This window comes from Mesorhizobium sp. M7A.F.Ca.US.010.02.1.1 (assembly GCF_004023085.1).
Lineage (GTDB): Bacteria > Pseudomonadota > Alphaproteobacteria > Rhizobiales > Rhizobiaceae > Mesorhizobium.
The window spans coordinates 1-20925 of sequence record NZ_RZRV01000044.1; the positions used below are offsets into that span (position 1 = coordinate 1).

At 62.1% G+C, this 20925-nt stretch carries 23 protein-coding genes; 11 read left to right on the plus strand and 12 right to left on the minus strand.

The features are described 5' to 3' along the window. Positions 1-1166 (plus strand): ABC transporter ATP-binding protein (locus EOA19_RS29355; protein ID WP_164893072.1); only part of this gene is annotated, 1166 nt, incomplete at its 5' end. Positions 1167-1276: 110 nt separating this feature from the next. On the opposite strand, the gene EOA19_RS29360 is transcribed toward EOA19_RS29355, so the two are convergent. Further along, entirely contained in the window at positions 1277-1840 is a 564-nt protein-coding gene (locus tag EOA19_RS29360; protein WP_128305574.1) for a TetR/AcrR family transcriptional regulator, read from the minus strand. 103 nt (positions 1841-1943) lie between these two features. On the opposite strand from EOA19_RS29360, the gene EOA19_RS29365 reads away from it, so the two are divergent. From EOA19_RS29365 to EOA19_RS29375, 3 genes are all read left to right on the plus strand, one after another. After that, the gene (locus tag EOA19_RS29365) at positions 1944-2759 is read left to right on the plus strand and encodes an oxidoreductase (RefSeq protein ID WP_128305575.1); all 816 of its coding nucleotides are present in this window, start codon (positions 1944-1946) and stop codon (positions 2757-2759) included. 85 nt (positions 2760-2844) lie between these two features. Next, entirely contained in the window at positions 2845-3711 is an 867-nt protein-coding gene (locus tag EOA19_RS29370; protein ID WP_128305576.1) for an alpha/beta hydrolase, read from the plus strand. A 59-nt stretch (positions 3712-3770) separates the two neighbouring features. Next, positions 3771-4772, plus strand: coding sequence for an NADP-dependent oxidoreductase (locus EOA19_RS29375; RefSeq protein WP_128305577.1), 1002 nt, complete (start codon positions 3771-3773; stop codon positions 4770-4772). Positions 4773-4792: 20 nt separating this feature from the next. Here EOA19_RS29375 and EOA19_RS29380 read toward each other — a convergent pair whose 3' ends face one another. From EOA19_RS29380 to EOA19_RS29390, 3 genes are all read right to left on the minus strand, one after another. After that, positions 4793-5266: a VOC family protein gene (locus tag EOA19_RS29380; protein WP_174800353.1), complete on the minus strand. Its 474-nt coding sequence runs from the start codon at positions 5264-5266 to the stop codon at positions 4793-4795. Positions 5267-5309: 43 nt separating this feature from the next. Beyond that, the gene (locus EOA19_RS29385) at positions 5310-6458 is read right to left on the minus strand and encodes an amidohydrolase (protein WP_128305578.1); all 1149 of its coding nucleotides are present in this window, start codon (positions 6456-6458) and stop codon (positions 5310-5312) included. A 163-nt stretch (positions 6459-6621) separates the two neighbouring features. Next, positions 6622-7065, minus strand: coding sequence for an SRPBCC family protein (locus tag EOA19_RS29390; protein ID WP_023809353.1), 444 nt, complete (start codon positions 7063-7065; stop codon positions 6622-6624). Positions 7066-7504: 439 nt separating this feature from the next. Here EOA19_RS29390 and EOA19_RS29395 point away from each other — a divergent pair, with 439 nt between their 5' ends. Then, a complete protein-coding gene (locus EOA19_RS29395) occupies positions 7505-7648 on the plus strand; it encodes a hypothetical protein (protein WP_023809352.1) in 144 nt (47 codons plus the stop codon). Positions 7649-7746: 98 nt separating this feature from the next. Here the strand turns inward: EOA19_RS29395 and EOA19_RS29400 are convergent, their stop codons facing one another. Next, on the minus strand, positions 7747-8439 hold the full coding sequence (locus EOA19_RS29400; protein ID WP_128305579.1) for a DUF2270 domain-containing protein: 693 nt from the start codon (positions 8437-8439) through the stop codon (positions 7747-7749). Positions 8440-8556: 117 nt separating this feature from the next. Here EOA19_RS29400 and EOA19_RS29405 point away from each other — a divergent pair, with 117 nt between their 5' ends. Next, complete coding sequence (locus EOA19_RS29405) at positions 8557-9285, plus strand: gamma-glutamylcyclotransferase (protein ID WP_128305580.1); 729 nt, start codon at positions 8557-8559, stop codon at positions 9283-9285. A 196-nt stretch (positions 9286-9481) separates the two neighbouring features. Then, positions 9482-10633, plus strand: a complete 1152-nt coding sequence (locus tag EOA19_RS29410; RefSeq protein WP_023809349.1) for an acyltransferase — start codon at positions 9482-9484, stop codon at positions 10631-10633. Here EOA19_RS29410 and EOA19_RS29415 read toward each other — a convergent pair. From EOA19_RS29415 to EOA19_RS29435, 5 genes are all read right to left on the minus strand, one after another. Beyond that, positions 10620-12599: a glycoside hydrolase family 127 protein gene (locus tag EOA19_RS29415; RefSeq protein ID WP_128305581.1), complete on the minus strand. Its 1980-nt coding sequence runs from the start codon at positions 12597-12599 to the stop codon at positions 10620-10622. The genes EOA19_RS29410 and EOA19_RS29415 overlap by 14 nt on opposite strands. Positions 12600-12622: 23 nt before the next feature. Then, on the minus strand, positions 12623-13480 hold the full coding sequence (locus EOA19_RS29420; protein WP_128305582.1) for a carbohydrate ABC transporter permease: 858 nt from the start codon (positions 13478-13480) through the stop codon (positions 12623-12625). Then, positions 13480-14406, minus strand: a complete 927-nt coding sequence (locus tag EOA19_RS29425; RefSeq protein ID WP_128305583.1) for a sugar ABC transporter permease — start codon at positions 14404-14406, stop codon at positions 13480-13482. Before EOA19_RS29425 ends, EOA19_RS29420 begins: the two co-directional genes overlap by 1 nt. A 198-nt stretch (positions 14407-14604) precedes the next feature. Beyond that, positions 14605-15852 carry a sugar ABC transporter substrate-binding protein gene (locus EOA19_RS29430; protein WP_128305584.1) on the minus strand — a complete coding sequence of 416 codons (1248 nt, stop codon included), beginning with the start codon at positions 15850-15852 and terminating at the stop codon, positions 14605-14607. 63 nt (positions 15853-15915) lie between these two features. Next, positions 15916-16959: a LacI family DNA-binding transcriptional regulator gene (locus EOA19_RS29435; RefSeq protein ID WP_128305585.1), complete on the minus strand. Its 1044-nt coding sequence runs from the start codon at positions 16957-16959 to the stop codon at positions 15916-15918. Between the two features lie 619 nt (positions 16960-17578). Here EOA19_RS29435 and EOA19_RS29440 point away from each other — a divergent pair. Together EOA19_RS29440 and EOA19_RS29445 are read left to right on the plus strand one after the other, a co-directional pair. Next, positions 17579-17782 carry a hypothetical protein gene (locus EOA19_RS29440; RefSeq protein ID WP_023809343.1) on the plus strand — a complete coding sequence of 68 codons (204 nt, stop codon included), beginning with the start codon at positions 17579-17581 and terminating at the stop codon, positions 17780-17782. 5 nt (positions 17783-17787) lie between these two features. Beyond that, positions 17788-17979, plus strand: coding sequence for a hypothetical protein (locus EOA19_RS29445; RefSeq protein WP_023809342.1), 192 nt, complete (start codon positions 17788-17790; stop codon positions 17977-17979). 28 nt (positions 17980-18007) lie between these two features. Here EOA19_RS29445 and EOA19_RS29450 read toward each other — a convergent pair whose 3' ends face one another. After that, a complete protein-coding gene (locus EOA19_RS29450; RefSeq protein ID WP_128305586.1) occupies positions 18008-18274 on the minus strand; it encodes a DUF1488 domain-containing protein in 267 nt (88 codons plus the stop codon). After that, complete coding sequence (locus tag EOA19_RS29455; RefSeq protein ID WP_023760015.1) at positions 18271-18519, minus strand: hypothetical protein; 249 nt, start codon at positions 18517-18519, stop codon at positions 18271-18273. Before EOA19_RS29455 ends, EOA19_RS29450 begins: the two co-directional genes overlap by 4 nt. Before the next feature lie 250 nt (positions 18520-18769). On the opposite strand from EOA19_RS29455, the gene EOA19_RS29460 reads away from it, so the two are divergent. Both EOA19_RS29460 and groL read left to right on the plus strand, forming a co-directional pair. Next, positions 18770-19132, plus strand: a complete 363-nt coding sequence (locus tag EOA19_RS29460; protein WP_128305587.1) for a co-chaperone GroES — start codon at positions 18770-18772, stop codon at positions 19130-19132. A gap of 33 nt (positions 19133-19165) precedes the next feature. Next, positions 19166-20794: a chaperonin GroEL gene (groL, locus tag EOA19_RS29465; protein ID WP_128305588.1), complete on the plus strand. Its 1629-nt coding sequence runs from the start codon at positions 19166-19168 to the stop codon at positions 20792-20794. Positions 20795-20925 lie beyond the last annotated feature (131 nt).

Genomic DNA, 20925 nt, shown 5'->3' on the forward strand with positions numbered 1-20925 from the left:
AGACCATAGGCTTTCGCTATCCTCATCAGGTCTCCGGCGGGCAGTTGCAACGGGCAATGACAGCGATGGCAATGGCTTGTCGTCCGGACCTCATAATATTCGACGAGCCAACAACGGCGCTCGACGTGACCACGCAGGTTGAAGTTCTAGCTTCCATTCGCAACATCGTGGAGGAATTCAGCACCGCTGCAATCTACGTGACGCATGACCTAGCGGTGGTGGCGCAAATGGCGGATCGTATCATGGTTCTGCGCCACGGACGTACCGTGGAGGAGGCTGATACACGCCAGATGCTGGCCTCGCCCAGCCAGGAATATACAAAAACGCTCTGGGCCGTACGCAAGCTCGCCAAGCCCGAAGTTCCAGCCGATGACAATCTGCTGACGATAGACAACGTTACCGCGGCCTATGCAGGAAAGGTCAAGGTGCTCCAGGATGTCTCCATCAAGGTTCCGCGCGGAAGAACCGTGGCTGTGGTCGGCGAATCCGGTTCGGGGAAATCGACGCTCGCTCGAGTCGTCACCGGCCTTTTGCCGCCAATTTCAGGTTCGATTTCTTTTGCCGGCCAGCTTCTTTCCACGGGCCTGAAGACGCGGCCGAAGGAGGTCCTGCGCCGCATACAGATGATTTATCAAATGCCCGACAACGCCCTGAATCCGCGCCAAACGGTCGAAGAGGTCATAGCGCGGCCGCTCGAATTCTACCTCGGCCTTCGGGGCGCGCGGAGGGATCGCCGGATCGGCGAACTTATGCACATGGTCGAGATGAGCGAAGATTTTCTGGAACGCCTGCCTGGCGAGCTGTCGGGTGGCCAAAAACAGCGCGTCTGCATTGCCCGCGCGTTGGCTGCCGATCCGGAGCTTATCATCTGCGACGAGATCACGTCCGCGCTCGACCAGATCGTCCAAGAGGAAATTCTCAAGCTTCTCATACGTCTCCAACGTGAACTCGGAATGAGCTACATCTTCATTACCCATGACATTGCTACCGTGCGCGCGATAGCCGACGAAATCGTCGTCATGCACCGCGGCAAAGTCGTCGAGCAAGGATTGAAGAGCGAAGTTCTCACGCCACCGCACGCGGCCTATACCGAACGGCTATTGTCCTCTGTTCCGGAAATGAATCCGGACTGGCTGACAAGGCTGCTGGCCAGCCGGAAGATCTGACGGATCGGCTATCCGTCAACGCCCGGCATATTCCTCACGATCAGCTTCCTTCGCGATCACCCGATGTCAGCCATATGGCCGGCAACGCCGTTACGATCTTTCCTGGAGCGCTAACGCTGCTCGATCAGCGTCTTCGCCGCGTCTTTCCCCGCCGAGAGGATGCGATCGGACAATTCCGTTCCGCCCACGGCGCGGGCCATTTGCAGCGTGCCGAGGAGCGTTGCGAAGACAGCCAGCGCCACGCCCTCCGGATCCTTGCCCTTCGGAAGCGCTTGCGCCAACTGGCGCACCAAAGCCAGCAGGTGGTCTGTATAGGCTTCACGCGTTTCAGGCGGCTGACGGGCGAGCTCCGGCAGCAGCGCAGCTGACGCGCAGCCCTTTCCGGGATTGTCCCGGTGCTCGGCCGACAGATACGTGTCGATGGCCATCTCCACGCCCGAAGCCAATGCTTCCGCCAGTTGCTGCGCCTGAAGCTCCATCGCCGCCGCCACGCTTTCGCGGACAAGCTGCGCCTTGGATTGAAAGTGTGGATAGAAGGCGCCGTTCGTCAGCCCGGCGTCGCTCATGATGGTCGCCAGTCCGGACGCAGCTATGCCGTCGCCGCGAAAGCGTTCCGCTGCGACCTCCATGATCCGTCCGCGCGAAGCGTCCTTCCGGCCCTTTTCGTAGCGCATGGCTGCTATTCCTTTCTGCTATTGCATTATGAGCGTAATCTGATATTACGAATGTAATTCAACGGGCGCAAAAAAGCTAGCCCTCATGATTTTGGAGCACGAAATGAATGCGAATTCCGGAAAAACCGCTGTTGTGACGGGAGCCTCTTCGGGCATTGGCCGCGCCAGTGCCGAGGCTCTGGCAAGGGCGGGGTTCACGGTTTTCGGAACCAGCCGGCGCAAGGCCGACGACGGCCCGGACGGGGTGACCATGCTGGTTTGCGACGTGACCGACGGTGAAGCCGTTGCCGCACTCGTTTCGACGGTGCTGTCGCAAACCGGCCGGATCGACCTCTTGGTCAACAATGCCGGCGTCGGCCAGCTTGGAGGCGCCGAGGAATTCTCGATTGCACAGGTGCAGGCCTTGTTCGACGTCAATCTGTTCGGCGTCATCCGCGTGACCAATGCGGTGCTGCCGTCGATGCGGCGGCGTGGCGAAGGGCGCATTGTCAATATCGGCTCTGTGCTGGGACTGGTGCCGGCGCCGTATTCAGCGCATTATTCGGCAGTCAAGCACGCGCTCGAGGGCTATTCGGAATCGCTCGACCATGAGGTTCGTGCCTTCAATATCCGTGTCTCGGTCATCGAGCCGGCATTCGTTCGTACTGTCTTCGACCAGAACGGGCTCCAGCCGGATTCGCCTTTGCAGGAATACGATCAGGCTCGAGCTACGCTGGAAGCGCTGCTTCGCGATGTGATGCCTGTCGCCGATCGGCCCGAAGTGGTGGCGCAGGTGGTCGTCAAAGCAGCGACCGATGCCCGTCCGCGACGGCGCTACACCGCCGGCAAGGCAGCGCGCCAAGTCAGCCTGCTGCGTCGCTTTGCTCCCGCAGGGATATTCGACAAGAGCCTGCGCAAACAGTTCCGCCTGCCGGTTTGAACAACAACGAGCAGAGGATTTCACGCACATGCGTCTAGGAACGACAACACGATTGGCCAGCCCCCACAAGGCGGAGGTGCCAAGCATGACACATGGGTTCAAGCGGTCGCCCCACTTACGGGCATCGTTCCAGGACACGCCAACGCATTCCGTCGATGTCGGCGGCACGGCATTCGTCTATCGGCAGCTCGGACCAAGGACGGGCGTGCCGGTAATCCTGCTGAACCATCTCGGCGCTCAACTGGACAATTTCGATCCACGCATCGTCGATGGCCTCGCCGCGGCCCGGTGGGTGATCGCCTTCGACAACAGGGGCGTTGGTGCTTCAGGCGGCAAAACGCCGTCACGCGTCGCCGAGATGGCACGGGATGCGGTCGCCTTTGTCCGGGCGCTGGGGTTCGATCAAGTCGATCTCTTCGGTTTCTCACTCGGCGGCTTCGTGGCGCAGGAGATCGTGCTGACCGAACCCAGGCTTGTGCGCAAGCTCATCCTGGCCGGCACCGGACCGGCCGGCGGCCAAGGCATCGACAAGATGACACCACTTACGATCGTGGACATGATCAAGGGTGCGCTGACTTTTCGGGATCCGAAATACTATCTGTTCTTCACCAGAACGGTGAATGGGCGTCGCGCCGCGAAGGCGTTCCTGCAGCGGCTGACAGAGCGCAAGGCCGACCGCGACAGGCCGATATCGCTTAGCGCATTCGGCGCGCAACTCCGGGCGGTGAAGGCTTATGGACTACAGGCGCCGCAAGATTTGAGCGCCATCCGCATCCCCGCGCTGATCGCAAATGGCGATCACGACAGGATGGTGCCGAGCGTCAATACCCACGATCTCGCCCGCCGCATTCCGGGGGCGCAATTGGTGATCTATGCGGATGCCGGCCATGGCGGGGTGTTCCAGAACCACGCGGATTTCGTTCCGAAAGCATTGGCCTTTCTCGAGGCCTGACACCTCTCACCGGGCGGCTTTCGTCCCGAACATCAACAATCTCTCAGAAAGTCACTGCCATGAAGGCATTCGTCGTCGACAAGTATAGTAAGAACGGCACGCTGCGGCTGGCCGAAATGCCGGAGCCGAAACTCGGGGACAGCGATGTCCTTGTCGAGGTCCACGCCGCGGCGGTGAACCTGCTGGATTCCAAGGTCAAAACCGGAGAGTTCAAGCTGATCCTGCCCTATCGCCGACCATTCATCCTGGGTCACGACGTGGCCGGGAGGGTTGTCCGCGTGGGATCGAAAGTCCGCAAGTTCAAACTCGGCGACGACGTCTATGCGCGGCCGCGCGATGGCCGGATCGGGACATTTGCCGAGTTCATAGCCATGGATGAGGCGGATGTGGCGCTGAAGCCCGGGAACCTCAGCATGGAAGAGGCGGCCTCGATCCCGCTGGTCGGCCTGACCGCCTGGCAGGCGCTCATCGAAAGGGCCAACCTGAAGAGGGGACAGAAGGTCTTCATTCAAGCCGGATCCGGCGGCGTGGGGACATTCGCCATCCAACTGGCAAAGCATCTCGGCGCGACCGTTGCGACCACCGCCAGCGCGGCGAGTGCCGGTCTGGTCAAGGGGCTCGGCGCCGATGTCGTCGTCGACTACAAGAAAGACGATTTCGAAAAAGTGCTGTCGGGCTACGACGTCGTCTTGAACAGCCAGGACACAAAGACACTTGAAAAGTCACTGAATGTGCTGAAACCGGGAGGCAAGCTCATCTCCATCTCCGGCCCACCGGATCCCGACTTCGCCAGGGAAAAGGGACTGAACATGGTGCTGAAGCTGGTGCTTCGCCTGCTGAGCCGCGGTATTCGAGCGAGAGCCAACCGCCGTGGCGTGACGTTCTCGTTTCTCTTCATGTGGGCGCAGGGCGAGCAATTGAGCAAGATCGCATCGCTCATCGAAGCTGGTGCGATCCGCCCGGTTGTCGACCGGGTCTTTCCCTTCGAAGCCGCCAACGAGGCGCTGGCCTATGTCGAAACAGGACGCGCCAAGGGCAAGGTCGTCATCAAGGTCAGATAGCAACTCAGCTGCGATCGAGGTCAGCCGCGCCGGGCTGCATCGATCGCCGCGACGTCGATCTTCGTCATCTCCATCATCGCATCAAAGGCGCGTTTGGCTTCCTCGCCGCCGGCCGCCATGGCCTCGGTCAACGTGCGCGGCGTGATTTGCCAGGACACGCCCCATTTGTCCTTGCACCAGCCGCACGCGCTCTCCTGGCCGCCATTGCCGACGATGGCATTCCAGTAGCGGTCGGTTTCCTGCTGATCGTCGGTGGCGATCTGGAACGAGAAGGCCTCGCTCTGCTTGAATGTGGAGCCGCCGTTCAATCCGATGCAGGGAATGCCGGCAACGGTAAATTCGACCGTCAACACGTCGCCTTTCTTGCCGGACGGAAAGTCGCTCGGCGCACGGTGAACGGCGCCCACCCTGGTGTCGGGAAAGGTCTCCGCGTAGAAGCGAGCCGCAGCCTCGGCGTCCTTGTCGAACCAGAGGCAAATCGTGTTCTTTGGCATCGTTGGCATTGCGTGTTCCTTTCGGTGTTAGAGTTGGCGGAGGTCAGCCCAGCAAATTACGTGCCGTGCGCATGAAGATCCTTGACCCGATCGGGATCAGGTCGTCGGGAAAGTCATAGTCGGGATTGTGCAAGGCAGGGTGCCGCTCGCCTGCACCGAGGAAGAACATCGCCGACTTGGCACTATGGCCGAACAGGCCGAAATCTTCAGAGGCGCGCATCGGCAGGGCTTCTTCGCCGTGCGCGACGCCCTCTTCATCGAGCGCGCGCCGCAGATGCTCCACCGCGTCCGGCGCGTTGACGCTGGCGACGAAGATCTCGTGATAGTCCCAGCGGACGGAAAGGCGATGCTCGCCCGCGATCCTGGCGACCAGTGCTTCGGCAGCAGCGCACAGGTTTGCCATGCGCTCGTCACGCCGGGTGCGCAGCGTTGCCCACACCTCGGCGTGAGCCGGCGCGATGCCGAACACGGCTTCGCCCATCGCGGCATGGGTGACCGTCAGCATGGAGAAGTCGTTATCGGCGAAGGTCCCGCGCCCGAGCGCCGGCAGCGCCGGCATCAGCTCACTGATCGCCAGCATCGGCGAGATGCCGGTCTCCGGCATGGACGAATGGGCGGTCTTGCCTTCCAGCACGATGCGCATGCCGCGTGATGCACAGTTGACCACGCCGGCTTTGAGCCGCACCTCGCCGAACGGCACGCCGGGCAGGTTGTGCAATGAGAAAGCGAAATCCGGCACGATCTCGCCGAAGCGCGGATCGGCGACGACGCCGGCCGCGCCATTGCCGGTTTCCTCCGCCGGCTGGAACATCAGCACGACGCGGCCGCTTGCAGGCCTCTCGCGCCCCAACTGACGGCCAAGGGATGCCAGGATCGCGGTGTGTCCGTCATGGCCGCACATATGCGACTTGCCCGGCACGCGCGACGAATGCGGCACGCCTGAAAGTTCTTCGATAGGCAAGGCATCGAGTTCCGAACGGAACAGCACCGTCGGCCCCGCTTTGCCGCTGTCATATATGGCCGCGACGCCGTGCCCGCCGAGCTGTGTCAGCACCTTGTCCGGCCCCGTATCGGCGAGGAAGGCGACGACCTCTTTTGCGGTCTTCTCCTCTTCATTCGAGATTTCCGGTTGCTGATGCAGCTTGCGCCGCCATTCGGTTAGTTCGACAATGTCTCGATTGGTCAAAGTCATGCTTTTTCAGCCTCCGCTGCACTCTTCATTTCATTGACACGTCCAGTCACAGGGGGTGTCAAACGCAATGATGAATTGCTAGCGATAAAGGGCAGTTCCCGCCACAGTCCAAGTTTCGGGCTTCGGCAGGCCAGAAACGACCGTTCTCCCAGCCACTCTCAGCCTACTGATTGATCTCGGGCTCGACGAGCTTTGCCAGATTTCTGAGCGACTCCTGCCAGCCGAGATAGCAGGCCTCGACCGGAATGACGTCCGGAATGCCCGCCTGGGTGATGTCGATTTCAGTGCCGACCGACACTTTTTTCAAGACCACGGTCACTCGTATCTCGCCGGGCAGGTTGGGATCGTCGAACCTGTCGGTGTAAAGCAGGCGCTCGCCCGGAACGAGTTCGAGATACTCGCCGCCGAAGGAGTGGCTGTCGCCGGTGGTGAAATTGCGGAACGACATCTTGAACGTGCCTCCGACCTTTGCCTCGAAATTATGGACCGTGCAGGTGAAGCCGTTTGGCGGAAGCCACTTGGCCAGCGCGTCCGCTTCAACGAAGGCGCGATAGACCTTTTCCGGGCTGGTCGTCAGAACGCGGTGCAAACGTACGGTGCCGGGCATTGCTGGATCCTTTCATGAATGCCTGTTCGATACCCCAAGGACGGACGAAGGCTAGCCAGTCCGACATTGGTTTGCGAATTTTTTGGGTTTGCGAATTTTTTGAGGCGCACGGCCTGCGTACCCACAGGCATGCCGTTCGACCCCGCGCCTGTCGGGCGAGGCGGCGGACGAACTGCACCGGCTCTGGAGCTGGCGTTCACCTGCTAAATCGGGTTCCTGAGCCATCTTGTTGTTCAGGCGCGGTTTTACCGATTGGCGCGAACGGCCGCGCGTCGCGGCCAATGCTTCGAACGGGCTAAATAGGGCAGCGCGTCTTTGCCGTCCAAGTGCCGATCATTAGAATTTGCCTCTGATCAGAGTTGATTTCCTATCAGGCCGTTAATGCGGCCATGCTTTTAATAAGCATTTGCTAATAAATCCTCCGAACCTGAGGCAAGCAATGACCAAGAATCTCGGCAATGCACGTCATACGCCAGCGAAGGACCAGCAGGTCTCCCTTCTTGGCAAAGCCGCGCCGGCACTTTTTCCGCTGGTCGTGGCGGCACTGGGCTACATGATTGGCAAGCAGTTCTTCGGCATCTAGCCGCGAAGACAGGGTCTTCCGTTCCCCAAACGTCCCGGCGGATGTCAACGCCGCGGGGCGCCGTTGACATTGCAGCGGCGTGTCGCCGGACATCAACGTCAAACATGGACGTCGCCAAAGGACAGTTCGCCGTCGTCATCGGCCGTGAAAAAGACGATGGCAAGCAACCCGACATAGAATGCGGCCACAACAACCACGATCGCCACACCGGGAACGGGGCCAAGGGCGGCGCTGTCTAGGGCCTCGCGAAGCGAGCCGGCAAAGCCGGCCCTGACACCCACGGTTTGAAGGCTGGGTGTGGATATCTTGAGCACCCAGGCCAGCAACAGGATCAGAAACAGATAGATGTAATTTCGCCGCAGCCGACGGGCTAGCGCGACGCGCTGCGACAGCAGGAATTTCGGCGCGCGCAGGCCTTCGCCGACGATGAGCAGCCAGTCCGAGGCGAAGTCGGGCTGTGGGGAAAAGATCTGGGCGAAATAGTGGCGTTCGAACTGGCGTACGCGCGCCCGATAGAAATCGAAGAACCGATAGCGGCGCGCCTCGATCCACAGCAGCAGCAGGATCAGCAGCATGGCGAACAGCAGCACGCCGTGATGCGCACTGGCCGTCGACAGCGATACCGAAAGCAGCGCCGCCACCACCGTGATTGCCCAGTTGGTTGTCCTGTCCAGCCGGTCGCGCCATCCCGCCATGCGAGCGATCTCGGCGCGGTGGAAATGGGACAGCGTGTTGACGCGCTCCGCCGATGAAAGGACGGGGCCAGCGGGCTTTGCCGACGCGTCGTTCATGGCATCCTCCGGCAAGGAACAGAACAGTTTGCCGGCAACATCGTTCCAAGACGGCTGCACGGCCCTTGAGAATCCTTCAGCCTTCGGCAACATGGCGGTAGGGCTGGGAGCGCGAAGATGAGCAAGGCTATTTCCACCGCATCATCGAGGGTCCCGCGCAACACGCCGATGGCGCTGACCGAGGATCTCATCGCGCGCACCATGCGTGCTGTCGAGGATGCCGGGCCGACGCCGGGCATGGTTCACATGACCGATGCCGACTATGCGCGCATCCGCGACGAGGTGCTGGCCGGCGCTCCGGCCGGGCCGCTGAAACTATTTGCCTATGGCTCGCTGTTGTGGAAGCCCGCCGGTGAGGTGAGGGGCGGAGAACGCGCGGTGGCCAGCGGCTGGCATCGTTCGTTCTGCTTCACGGTGCAGCGTTTTCGCGGCACGGTCGAGCAGCCCGGCCTGATGATGGCGCTCGATCGCGGCGGCCAGTGCCAGGGCATGGTGTTCGAGATCGCGGAGCCGCTGGCGGCTAACCTCGAAGCGCTGCTGCGCCGCGAAATGACCATCCTGCCCGCCGTCAACGTGCCGCGCTGGCTGCAGGTCAGGACCGAAGGCGGCCCATGTCGCGCGCTTGGCTTCGTCGTCGATCCCGCCAATCCGCGTTATGCCGGCAAGCTCGACAAGCAGGCGATCGCGGCGACGCTGGTGACAGCCGCCGGTCATTGGGGCTCGGGCGCGCAATATCTTTTCGAGACGATCCGCCACCTCGAAGCCTGCGGCATCCGCGACCGCAATCTGTGGCGGTTGCAGGAATTGGTGGCCGTGGAGATCGGGCTGACCATCGCCCAGAAGTGATCCGCCCAGAAGTGATCCGCTCAGACGCGGCACGCTTCAGTCGTGTTTGGCCCCGGATGTTTGCAGGCCACAGCACTTTTTGAAGCAAATCTCTGATTTCGAAAGTCTCCGCAGTGAGGGTTTAATGAATTGAAAACAGTTCTGGCCCAACGATGACCTGAACACCGGCGCAGGACACGGTGCGCGTGGGCAAATCATGAAATCCTCGACCGGAGAGCATTACCCAGCGCTGGATCATGTTCGTGGCCTGGCGGCCTTTCTTGTCTTTTCCTGGCATTTCCTTCATGCGTCTCCTGAAGGCCCGGTGCCTTATGACTTCGTGCCGGCTCTTCCCCTCTTCAGCGTTCTGGATGAAGGGCATACTGGCGTTTCCCTGTTCATGGCGCTTTCCGGGTACCTGTTCGCCAAGCTGCTCGATGGAAAGCAGATCAACTATCTGCCCTTCTTTGCCAACAGGGCCCTCAGGCTGCTTCCGCTTCTGCTGGTCGTGATCTGTATCGAGGCTTGCCGCAGGTACCTGGCCGGACAGTCCCTCGACGGGTATTTCACGGGCGTCGGATTGGGGTTTCTTTTTCCCACCCTCCCGAATGGCGGCTGGTCGGTAACGATCGAAGCGCACTTCTACCTGTTGCTGCCGTTCTTGCTGATGGCATCCAGGCGGTTTGTGTTCGCGCCCTTGCTGTTCATCGCGGCAGCCATTGTGCTGAGGTCCGTCCTGTATGTGCAGATCGGCGAAGTGCAGTCGGCGGCGTCCGTAACCATCATAGGCCATGCGGATCAGTTCCTGGCCGGCATTCTTGCCTTCCACCTGCGTGCCCACGCGAAGAACCAACACTGGCTGGCGCTGGCCGTTCTCATGGCTTTTTCGGGGTTCTTCTGGTGGTTCGATGCAGCCGGCGGATTTTACCAACTGGGCCGCTATCCGTCGCCTCATTGGATATGGATCATCCTGCCGACCCTGGAGGCGGCAGCCTATTCTTTCGGCATCGCCTACTACGACACGAGCTTTTCGAAAAAGCGAACAAGCCCGCCGTTCAGGATACTGGAGAAGGCGGGGGCCTACAGCTATTCGATCTATCTTCTGCACCTGTTCTTCGTCATGCAATTGGCGGCGTTCATAGACACGAATGTCATGAGCATCAGCAATTTCTACGTCGCATGCCTCTGGTCCGCATTGTGCTTCGTGGCGACGATCCCGATCGGCTATCTCAGCTACACCTGCGTCGAGGCGCCATTCCTGCGCCTGCGTCTGCGCTATATGGACCGAAAGCCCGAAACTGCGGCATCGACCGCGGCTGAGCTTGGATCGGTCATCGCCCATAGACCGACCTCGTTCAGCCGTCCCTGAGCCACACCAGCATTTCGCCGGGCTCGCGGTTGTCCCAGGCGAAATAGGGAATGGCGGTCAGGCGCGTCTCGGCGGTGGTCGGCGGCTCGGGCCTGTAGAGCCCGTCCTGCCAGCCGTCGGGGACATCGGCAAGTGCCGCGGTCGACAGCGTCACCACGCCGCCGAGAAGTTCCGGCCGCTGCTGCGCTTCGATGGTGGCCGTCCGCGGCAGCGTCAGGCGATGCGGCTGGCTGTCATTGTCTGATGCCTCGACGCAATAGATCAGCGGGCCGCGTGACAGCGCGACGCGGCCGGCATCCTGGCGCACCTGCGGGTTGGCATAGAGCCGCTCGATCGGCATTTCGAGATCGAGCCGGACATCATCGCCCTTCGTCCATGTTCGCTTGATCGCGGCGTAGCCGTCGCTGGTGATCTCAGCCGGCTTGATGGCCTCGCCGTTCACCTTCAACTGGGCACTGGCGCTCCAGGCGGGAATGCGCAGGTGCAAGGTAAATTCGACCGGCGCCTGCGGTTCGAGCGCGATCTCGACGGCGCCGTCCCAGGGATACCGGCTTGCCTGCGTCAAGCTCACCGGTGTGCCTGATATGTCGAAGCGAGCTGTCGAGTCGCCATAGAGATGAACGGCCAGCGCATCGTCGGCCAGGCTGTAGAAATAGCTGCCGATCGAAGCGACCATGCGCCCGATATTGGGCGGGCAGCAGGGGCAGCGGTGCCATTTCCAGCGGTTGTGGGCGCCCCGGCTTTCCAGCGGGTTCTCGTAGAAGAACAGCGAACCGTCGAGCGACAGGCCCGAGATCGAACCATTGTAGAGCGCGCGTTCCATCATGTCGGCGTAGCGCGCGTTCGGCCCCATGCCGAGCATGCGGCTGGCCCAGAACACAAGGCCGACCGCCGCACAGGTCTCGGCATAGGCGCTTTCGTTGGGCAGGTCGTAGTCGCTGGTGAACCCCTCATTGTGCGCCGATGGTCCCAGTCCGCCGGTGACATAGAGGCTCTTGGTGGTGAGATCGTCCCACAGAAGGTCGAGTGCGGACCGCAGCGTGTCGTCGCCATATTCGGTGGCGATGTCGGCCATGCCCGAATAGAGGTACATCGCTCTGACCGCATGGCCGACGACCTTGTGCTGTTCGCGCACCGGGATGTGCGACTGGCTGTATTCATAGGTCTTGAAATGATAGGCCTTCGGGTCGGCGCCGCGGGCGCGGGCCTCCTCGTCGAAATAATGTGGCTGCTGCCCGCGCTGGTCGATGAAGTATTTGGCCAGCTCCATGTATTTCCGCTCGCCGGTCACCCGCGCCAGCTTGACCAGCGCCAGCTCGATCTCCTCATGGCCGCAATAGCCCTTCTTCTTGCCGGGCTCGGGGCCGAGCACCGACGCGATATGGTCGGCATAGCGGCACATGATGTCGAGCAGCTTGCGTTTTCCCGTCGCCTGGTAATAGGCGACCGCGCCCTCGATCAGGTGGCCGGCGCAATAGAGCTCGTGGCAGTCGCGCAGATTGGTCCAGCGCTTGCCGGGCTGGATGCGCTGATACCAGCTCGAGAGATAGCCGTCCTCCTGCTGCAGCTTGCCATACATGTCGATGACGGCATCGATCTTCTTCTCCAGTTCGGGGTTCTTGCGCCGGTAAAGCGAATAGGCCGCGGTCTCGATCGTCTTGCCGAGATCGGAATCCCAGAACATCTGCGTGGTCACCGTCGATCCGGTGAATTCCGCGCCCTGGCGATCGGCTTCGTCGGGAGAGGGCGAGTGAAAGGGGATGACTATGCCGGGCGAGGGGCGGTCCGGATCGATCTGCTCCAGCATGCGGGCCTCGACGCAGCGCTCGTAGAGGATGTCGGCGGTGCGTGTGGCGACAGCGTCGGCGCGGTCGCCCCAGAAGCCGTGCACGTCGACCTGCGGCACCGGCAGCGGGCGGAAGGCGAGCTTCGGTTTTCCGGTTTTTGCGGATGGCGATGCGGTCATGAAACTTACTCCATTCGGTCTGTCTATTTGACGGCCCCGGCCATCAGGCCGCGGATGTAGAAGCGCTGCAGCGCCAGGAACAGGATCAGGCACGGCACCATCATCACGGTGACGCCAGCCTGCACCGCGCCCCAGTCGATGGCGCCGAAGCGGCCCGACTGCAGTGCGGTCATCATCACCGGCAGCGTGAACTTGGATTGGTCGGTCATCAGCACGAGGGCGGCGAGGAATTCGTTCCAGGCGCCGAGGAAGGCAAACAGGGCGATGGTGACGACGCCCGGCCAGACCAGCGGCAGCATCACCTTCAAAAGCATTGTGAGATTGCTGGCACCGTCCATGCGGGCGGCCTCCTCGATTTCGCGCGGCACGGCGTCGAAGGCGTTGCGCATCATGAAGATCGAGAACGGCAGTTGCAGCGTCACATAGACGCCGACCAGGCCGGTCAGGGTGTTGTGCAGGCCAAGCTTGGTCAGCACCAGGAAGATCGGCGTCAGGATCGACTGGAACGGGATCATGATCGTCGACAGGATGAGGATGAAGAACAGGTTCTTGAACGGAAACCGGAAGCGCGAAAAACCGTAGCCGGCCAGCACGCTGACGGTGACCGACAGCACGACCGTCATCACCGAGACATAGATGCTGTTTTGCGCAGAGGCCCACAGCCCGTCGCCGAAGCTGTTGAGCGTGGCATAGTTCTCCAGCGAGAACCCCGACGTCGGCCAGGGCGGCAGCGGCGGCAGGCGTGCTTCGGCCGCCGGCTTGAACGCCGACAGCACCGCCCAGACGATCGGCGCCGCAAACAACACCGAGGCGATGATGCCTGTCGAATGCTCGCCGATGCGGGTCAGGAGCCGGCGGTTGCGGGAGGCGGCCTGCGCCATCAGTCGAGCCCCTCGGGTTTGCGCAGCAGCCACAGCTGGACGAGGCTGAGCGCCACCAGGACGACGAGCAGCACCATCGACAGGGCCGCGCCATAGCCGAGCTTGAACGACACGAAGGACTGGTTGAAGATCCAGTAGACCGCCGTCAGCGTCTGGTTGCGCGGGCCGCCGCGCAGGATGATGTAGAACTGGTCGAAGGCGAGGATCGAGCCGGCGACCGACAGGATCAGCGCCAGTGCCAGCGTGCGGCGCATCAGCGGCAGGGTGATCGCCCTGAACCGGGCGAAAGGCCCGGCACCGTCGATGACGGCCGCCTCCTGCAGATCCTGCGGGATCGATTGCAGGCCGGCCATCAGGATGATCATGGTGAAGCCGGCGACCTTCCAGACGACCATGGCGATGATCGACCAGAAGGCCGGCTGGAAGGTGGCCAGAAGGTTGAACTTCCTGTCGATCAGTCCGAGGTCGTAAGCGGCCGGGCTGAACAGGCCGGAATCGACATTCAGCAACCACGACCAGAGCAGGCTGGCCGAGGCGAAACCGACAACCGCCGGCATGAAGAACATGGTGCGGTAGAGATTGGTCAGCGGCCGCGGCCGTTCGACGAACAGCGCCAGCGGAAAGGCCACCACGAAGATCGCGATGGTGACGATCACCGTGTAGAAGGCGGTGAAGCGCAGCGCGTTCCAGAACCTGGTGTCGCGCAGGATGGCGACGTAATTGCCGAGGCCGATAAAGCTGTGCTCTCCCATCAGCGGCCAGTTGTGCAGCGACATCCACGCCGTCATGCCGAGTGGGATCAGGAAAAAGACGACGACCAGCGCGACAGCCGGCGCGACATATAGCAGGCCGATCCATTGTTGGCGGCTGGCGACCCTGCGGGCGCGGGGCGGGGCAGGGGTTGCTGCGGTTGTGATAGAGCTCATGCCGTGCCTGTTCTTCCGTCGGATACAGTTGGCCGCCCCACCTCCCCCTTGTGGGGAGGTCGGACCGAAGGTCCGGGTGGGGGTACTGGCGCTGCCCCCACCCCGCTGCTTTGCAGCGACCCTCGCCACAAGAGGGAGGGTAAAGAACGCGCCGGCCACCCGCCCAGGGAGACGGGCGGGTGGCCGGGTAGGCCGCCGCTATTTTTGCGGCGCCTGGTCGATAATCGACTGCATCGTCTCTTGCGCATTGGCTATGGCGCCATCGACATCGTCGCCGAAGAAGACCTCGTTGATCATCTGCGTCCACGGCCCGTTGGCGGAGTTGATCAGGTCGTTGAACACCACCGAATAGGGTGTCTTGCCCTTGGCCATAGCCTCGGCGGCGATCTGGTAGCGCGGATCGAGATCCTTCAGCGCCTCCTTGGCGATGTCGCCGCGCACCGGCAGGCTGCCGTATTTGGCAAGGATTGTCTGGCCTTCGAGCGAATAGGCGAAGTCGAGGAACTCCTTCACCACGGGCAGTTTGGTGGTGCCCTTGGTGACGACGAAATTGTCGCCGCCGGCAAAGGACGACCAGCCGCTGTCCTTGCCCGGCAGGAAGGTGACGCCGTAGTCGATATCGGGATACTGGGTGTTGAGCGCGCCAATGGCGAAGGCGCCGGACGGCGAGATGCCGATATTGCCGGCGGCAAATGCCGCAAAGAAGTTGGCGCCGGTATCGGTCTGCGCGCCCGCCGGCACCAGATCCTTCTTGACCATCGAGCGGTAGAGATCGATGGCGCCGCGCAGCTGCGGGCTGTCCAGCGTCGCTTTAGAGCCGTCTTCGCTCAGGATGTCGCCGCCAGACGCCCAGATCAGCGGTGTGAAGGTGAAGATGTTGCAGCCGCCGCAATTGCCGGAGAAGTAGAAGCCCTTGATGTTGCCGCCGAGCGCATTGACCTTCTCGGCATCGGCCGCGATCTCGGCCCAGTTGGCCGGACCTTTTTCGGGGTCGAGGCCGGCCTGCTTGAACAGCTTCTTGTTCCAGATCAGCACCGAGGCGTCGGCGGAGAAGGGCAGGCCATAGATGTGATCCTTGTAGGTGCCGGTCTTCACATGCGCCGGCGACAGGCTGGCAAAATAGGGCAGGGACTTTGCCCAGTCGGTGATGTCCTCCAATTGGCCGGCTGCGGCGAAGGACGGCGTGTAGATCAGGTCGAGCGACAGGGCGTCGGGCGCCGTGCCGCCGGCGGCCGCGGCACCGTATTTCGGGATGATCTCGGCATTGGGAATGATGTCCAGCTTGACCTGGTTGGTGTGCGCCTTGTTGTAGGCATCGACGATCCTCGGCATGAAATTCGAGCCGTCGGCGCGCACCCAAATGTTGGCCGTCTCGGCGGCGGCAGTGCCGAGACCGCCACCCAAAACGGCAGCGGCCAGAGTCAGTTTGGCAATCAGGTTCCTCATGTTCTCCTCCTCCAAGGTTGGCCGCGGTCCGCGGCTCGGCGCCGATTGCGCGGCGCTTCGTTTTCAGCCACCCGGCGGATGGCCGCATGACTGCCGCACCACCAGCCGGCACGGCAGTTTTCGAATGCCTGGCGCGGCGGGCTTGCCGCCGACCAGCGAAAGCAGGGTCAACCCGGCCTCGCGCCCGAGCGCGACCAGGTTCATGTCGACAGAGGTCAGCGGCGGGCGCGTCGCCTCGGCCACGATCTCCCAATTGTCGAAACCGATGACGCCGACATCACTGGGGACGTCGAGCCCGCGTTCGCGCAGAGCATCGATGACGCCGCGCGCGATCTGGTCGTTGCCGCAGAAGACCGCGTCCGGCCTTTCGCTTTTGCCCTCGAACAGTTGCGCAACCGCCTGGTGACCCCAGGCTTCCGACCAGGAGCCGAGCAGCGGCTCGCTGACCGGGAGGCCGTTTTCGACGAGCACGTCGCGGTAAGCCTGGACGCGCGCGTGCACCACGGCAAAGCTCGCTGGCCCGGTGACGTGGGCGATGCGCTTGCGGCCCAGCCGGCAGAAATGCTCGACGGCCAGCCGGGCGCCGCCAACATCGTCCGAGACGAAAGCGACGGCGTCGGGATCTGGCTGCGTGAAAGCATAGATCACCGGGACGCGCAGATTGGAGAGGTCGACGGGGAGATGGCGATCGATGCGCTTGCCGGTGGCGATGATGCCGTCCACGCGCTTGTCGAGCATGGCGTCGACATGCATCTGGCCCAGCCGCGGATCCTCCTCGACATTGCACAGGAACACCGAGACGCCATTGTCGACCAGCGCGTCCGAAATGCCCGACATCAGCGGCAGCGAGAAGCGGCCATAGGTATCGTTGGTGAGCAGGCCGACGGTGAAGCTGCGGCGCCGGAGCAGGCTTTGCGCCAGGCTGTTGGGCCGGAAGCCAAGCCGCCGGGCGGTCTCGCGAATGCGTTCGCGCGTCTCGGCTGTCATCCGGCCCTGGCCGTTGAGCGCCTTGGATGCGGTGGCGACGCTGACTCCGGCCTGGGCGGCCACGTCACGCAAGGTGACTGGCTTGGAAATGACCGGAACAGGCAGATCGTCCGATGGCATCGCGCCGAGATCCTTGGTTGGGAAAAGGTTTTCTCTTACCGAGCCGGATGAGGCCCGGCAGGTGGCCGAGCCCGACGACGATTGTTTGGGAAAACCTTTTCTCAGAAGAAGCTAAGCCAGATCGAATCGCTGTTCAAGGGGAAAAGTTGGTTGGCCTCCGCTCCTCTCCTCCAAAATGCAACGCGGGGTAAAAGCAGCCTCGGAAGCGCGTAGCTCTGGGGAAGAACGTCAGTCGCAGTGCTGGAGGCCCTCGGTCGAGACGGGGCGGGCTGCCGCTTGGGGCGTGAAGGATCGCAACTCTGCGCCGGAAGCGAGACCCGGCAAGGTTGGCTGGCGAACGCTCTGAAACTCGATCCGAAAATTCTGAACAATCCCTCGGGAGACGGCAAATCTCTGAAGCCTCGGTTCGATCCCGAGGCGAGGCCCCCAAAATTTGGCGTCCCAATCTGCCCCGGGCGCAGTCAGTTCCCACGAATAGATTGTGTGTTGCGAAGGCAGTACGGACTGGCCGTCAAAGCAATCCTGTCTTGAATTTGGCATGCAGGCGCTCGCGAAAAGAGTGCTATGGAAGGGGTGCGAGCGTAGTTGCTTCGCTTTTCCCTGACATTCGAGGCCTTTCGTGCGTGAACCGTCGCTGCTGCCCGTCTTTGGAAAACTTGGCCTCAAGGCCCCTGTCGCCTTGGCGGCGGCACCGGTCTCGTCGGCAGGTGTGCCGCACCTGCGGAAGCTTCTGGCCGTGCATGGCGGCATGGTGCTGAAACTGTCGGTCGTCGCCTGGACGGTGCTGATCCTGGGCGCCGTGTTTTTCACGATGCAAGGCTGACCGCCATGGCCAACCGCTACACGCTGCGCATGGAGCTTCCCCAGAGCTGGAGCATCATCGATGTCTTCACCGGCCAGCCTGCGGTTGTCCGGCAAAAGGTGATGGTCGGGATGGGGCCGCGCGAGGCCGAGGACATGGTCGTGCAGATGAATGTCCGCGACGTCAGACGCCGCGAAAGGGCCGAGCGCAAGACCTGATCGCGGTCAGCGCCAACTCGCCGCCATTTCAGCCGAAATCGGCCGCCGTCAGCACATACATGCTCTTGCGGGTGCGGTCATAGGCCTTCGACGCCACCTCGCGGATGGCGCTGCTCTCGGTGTCGAATGTCTGGAGATAACCGGCTTCATCGGCAGCTGTGCCCGGCCGCATCTTGGCCATGGCGTCGGCACCGACGGAAAACGAGATCTGAAACATGCCGTCATGGCCAACGAAACGAATGCGCTGGCCCGCTTCGTCATAGCTGCGGCTGCGGTTGGGAAAGGTGAGGCTCATGTCTTGGCCTCCGTGGCTTTCTTGGTCACCCGCTTCTTCTTCGGCGTCGGATTGAGGGCCTCGGCGACACGATCGGCCTCTTCCTTGGCCAACCGAAGCTCCCTCAGCCTTGCCGTCTTGATCTCCCTGGCTCTTGCCTCGGACATATATTCGGCGGTCGCCTTGTTTTTCTCCGCTGTCTTCTTTTGCTTGTCGACAAAGCGGGCTTCAGCTTTTTCCATGATCGTCTGATTGCCTTCGGCCATCGAAGAAATCTCCCTTGTGCCTGAAATCGTGAAAGTGAACTTGTCCGATAAATAGGCACTCGATCGGCAAAATTCAATCTTTTGAATTATTTGACATTCTGCGGATATCACGAAACGGCCAGCCGAAATAATACTTTTGAATATTTAATGTGGTCCGCGAATAATTTTTGGCACTCCTATCTATCGAGTGCCAACGCGTCTATAGAGGAGGGGCGTGGCCGCCTGTGCCGGCCCCAGAAAGAAAGTTCCCATGAAATTTCGGCCACTCCACGACCGCGTCGTCATTCGTCGCGCCGAAGGCGATATCAAATCCAAGGGCGGGATCATCATCCCCGACACTGCCAAGGAAAAGCCGCAGGAGGGCGAAGTCATCGCCGTCGGCCCTGGCGCACGCGACGAAAACGGCGCGCTTGTTCCGCTCGACGTCAAAGCCGGCGACTTCATCCTGTTCGGCAAATGGTCGGGCACCGAGGTCAAGATCGACGGCGAGGACCTTCTGATCATGAAGGAAGCCGACATCATGGGCGTCATCGACAAGAGCGAGACCGGGATCATCGACAAGGGCGAGACGGCTGTAACCGACAAGACCGTGGCCGCCAAGAAAGCTGCCTGACCTCATTTTCTCCGAACGAACTGGATAAAAATCATGTCTGCCAAGGAAATCAAATTCTCCACCGATGCGCGCGACCGCATGCTGCGCGGCGTCGAGATCCTCACCAATGCGGTGAAGGTCACGCTCGGCCCCAAGGGCCGCAACGTCATCATCGACAAGGCCTATGGCGCGCCGCGCATCACCAAGGACGGCGTCACCGTCGCCAAGGAAATCGAGCTTGCCGACAAGTTCGAGAACATGGGCGCCCAGATGGTGCGCGAAGTGGCCTCGAAGACCAACGACCTCGCCGGTGACGGCACCACCACCGCCACGGTGCTGGCCGCCTCGATCCTGCGCGAAGGCGCCAAGCTGGTCGCCGCCGGCATGAACCCCATGGATTTGAAGCGCGGCATCGACCAGGCGGTTTCCGCCGTGGTCAAGGAAATCCAGGCGCGCGCCAAGAAGGTCAAGTCGTCGGCCGAGATCGCACAGGTCGGCACCATCGCCGCCAATGGCGATGCCAGCGTCGGCGAGATGATCGCCAAGGCGATGGACAAGGTCGGCAATGACGGCGTCATCACCGTCGAGGAAGCCAAGACCGCAGAGACCGAACTCGATGTCGTCGAAGGCATGCAGTTCGACCGCGGCTATCTCTCGCCCTATTTCGTCACCAATGCCGACAAGATGCGCGTCGAGCTGGAAGAGCCCTACATCCTCATCCACGAGAAGAAGCTTGGCAATCTGCAGGCGATGCTGCCGATCCTCGAAGCGGTGGTGCAGAGCGGCAGGCCGCTGCTGATCATCTCCGAGGACGTCGAGGGCGAGGCTCTGGCGACGCTGGTCGTCAACAAGCTGCGCGGCGGCCTCAAGGTCGCGGCCGTCAAGGCGCCGGGCTTCGGCGATCGCCGCAAGGCGATGCTGGAAGACATCGCCGTGCTGACATCAGGCCAGATGATCTCCGAGGACCTCGGCATCAAGCTTGAAAACGTCACCATCGAGATGCTCGGCCGCGCCAAGCGTGTGCTGATCGAGAAAGACACCACCACGATCATCGACGGTGCCGGCACCAAGGCGACGATCCAGGCGCGCGTCGCCCAGATCAAGGGCCAGATCGAGGAGACGACCTCCGACTACGACAAGGAGAAGCTGCAGGAGCGGCTGGCCAAGCTCGCCGGCGGCGTAGCCGTCATCCGCGTCGGCGGCGTCACCGAGTCGGAAGTCAAGGAAAAGAAGGACCGCATCGACGATGCGCTGAACGCCACCCGCGCGGCGGTCGAGGAAGGCATCGTGCCCGGCGGCGGCGTGGCTCTGCTGCGTGCCCGCTCGGTACTTGGCGGCCTGACCGGCGCCAATGCCGATGTCACGGCCGGCATCACGATCGTGCTGCGGGCGCTCGAAGCGCCGATCCGCCAGATCGCCGAGAATTCCGGCGTCGAGGGCTCGATCGTCGTCGGCAAGCTCACCGACAGCAAGGACCACAATCAGGGTTTTGACGCCCAGAACGAGGTCTATGTCGACATGATCAAGGCAGGCATCGTCGATCCGGCGAAAGTGGTGCGCACCGCACTGCAGGATGCCGGTTCGATCGCGGCCCTTCTGATCACCGCCGAAGCGATGATCACCGACGTTCCGCCGAAAGACGCTGCCCCGGCGGGCGGCGGTGGCGGTATGGGCGGCTACTAAAACCCGGGACTTGTCCGATCTGTTTGAGAGGTGAATGACGGCCCCGATCGGGGCCGTCATGATTCTCAAGATGATCGCAAAGTTTACGCATAGCTGCCTTGCCGTCCGGCTCAGCGCCGGGAGGCACCCCT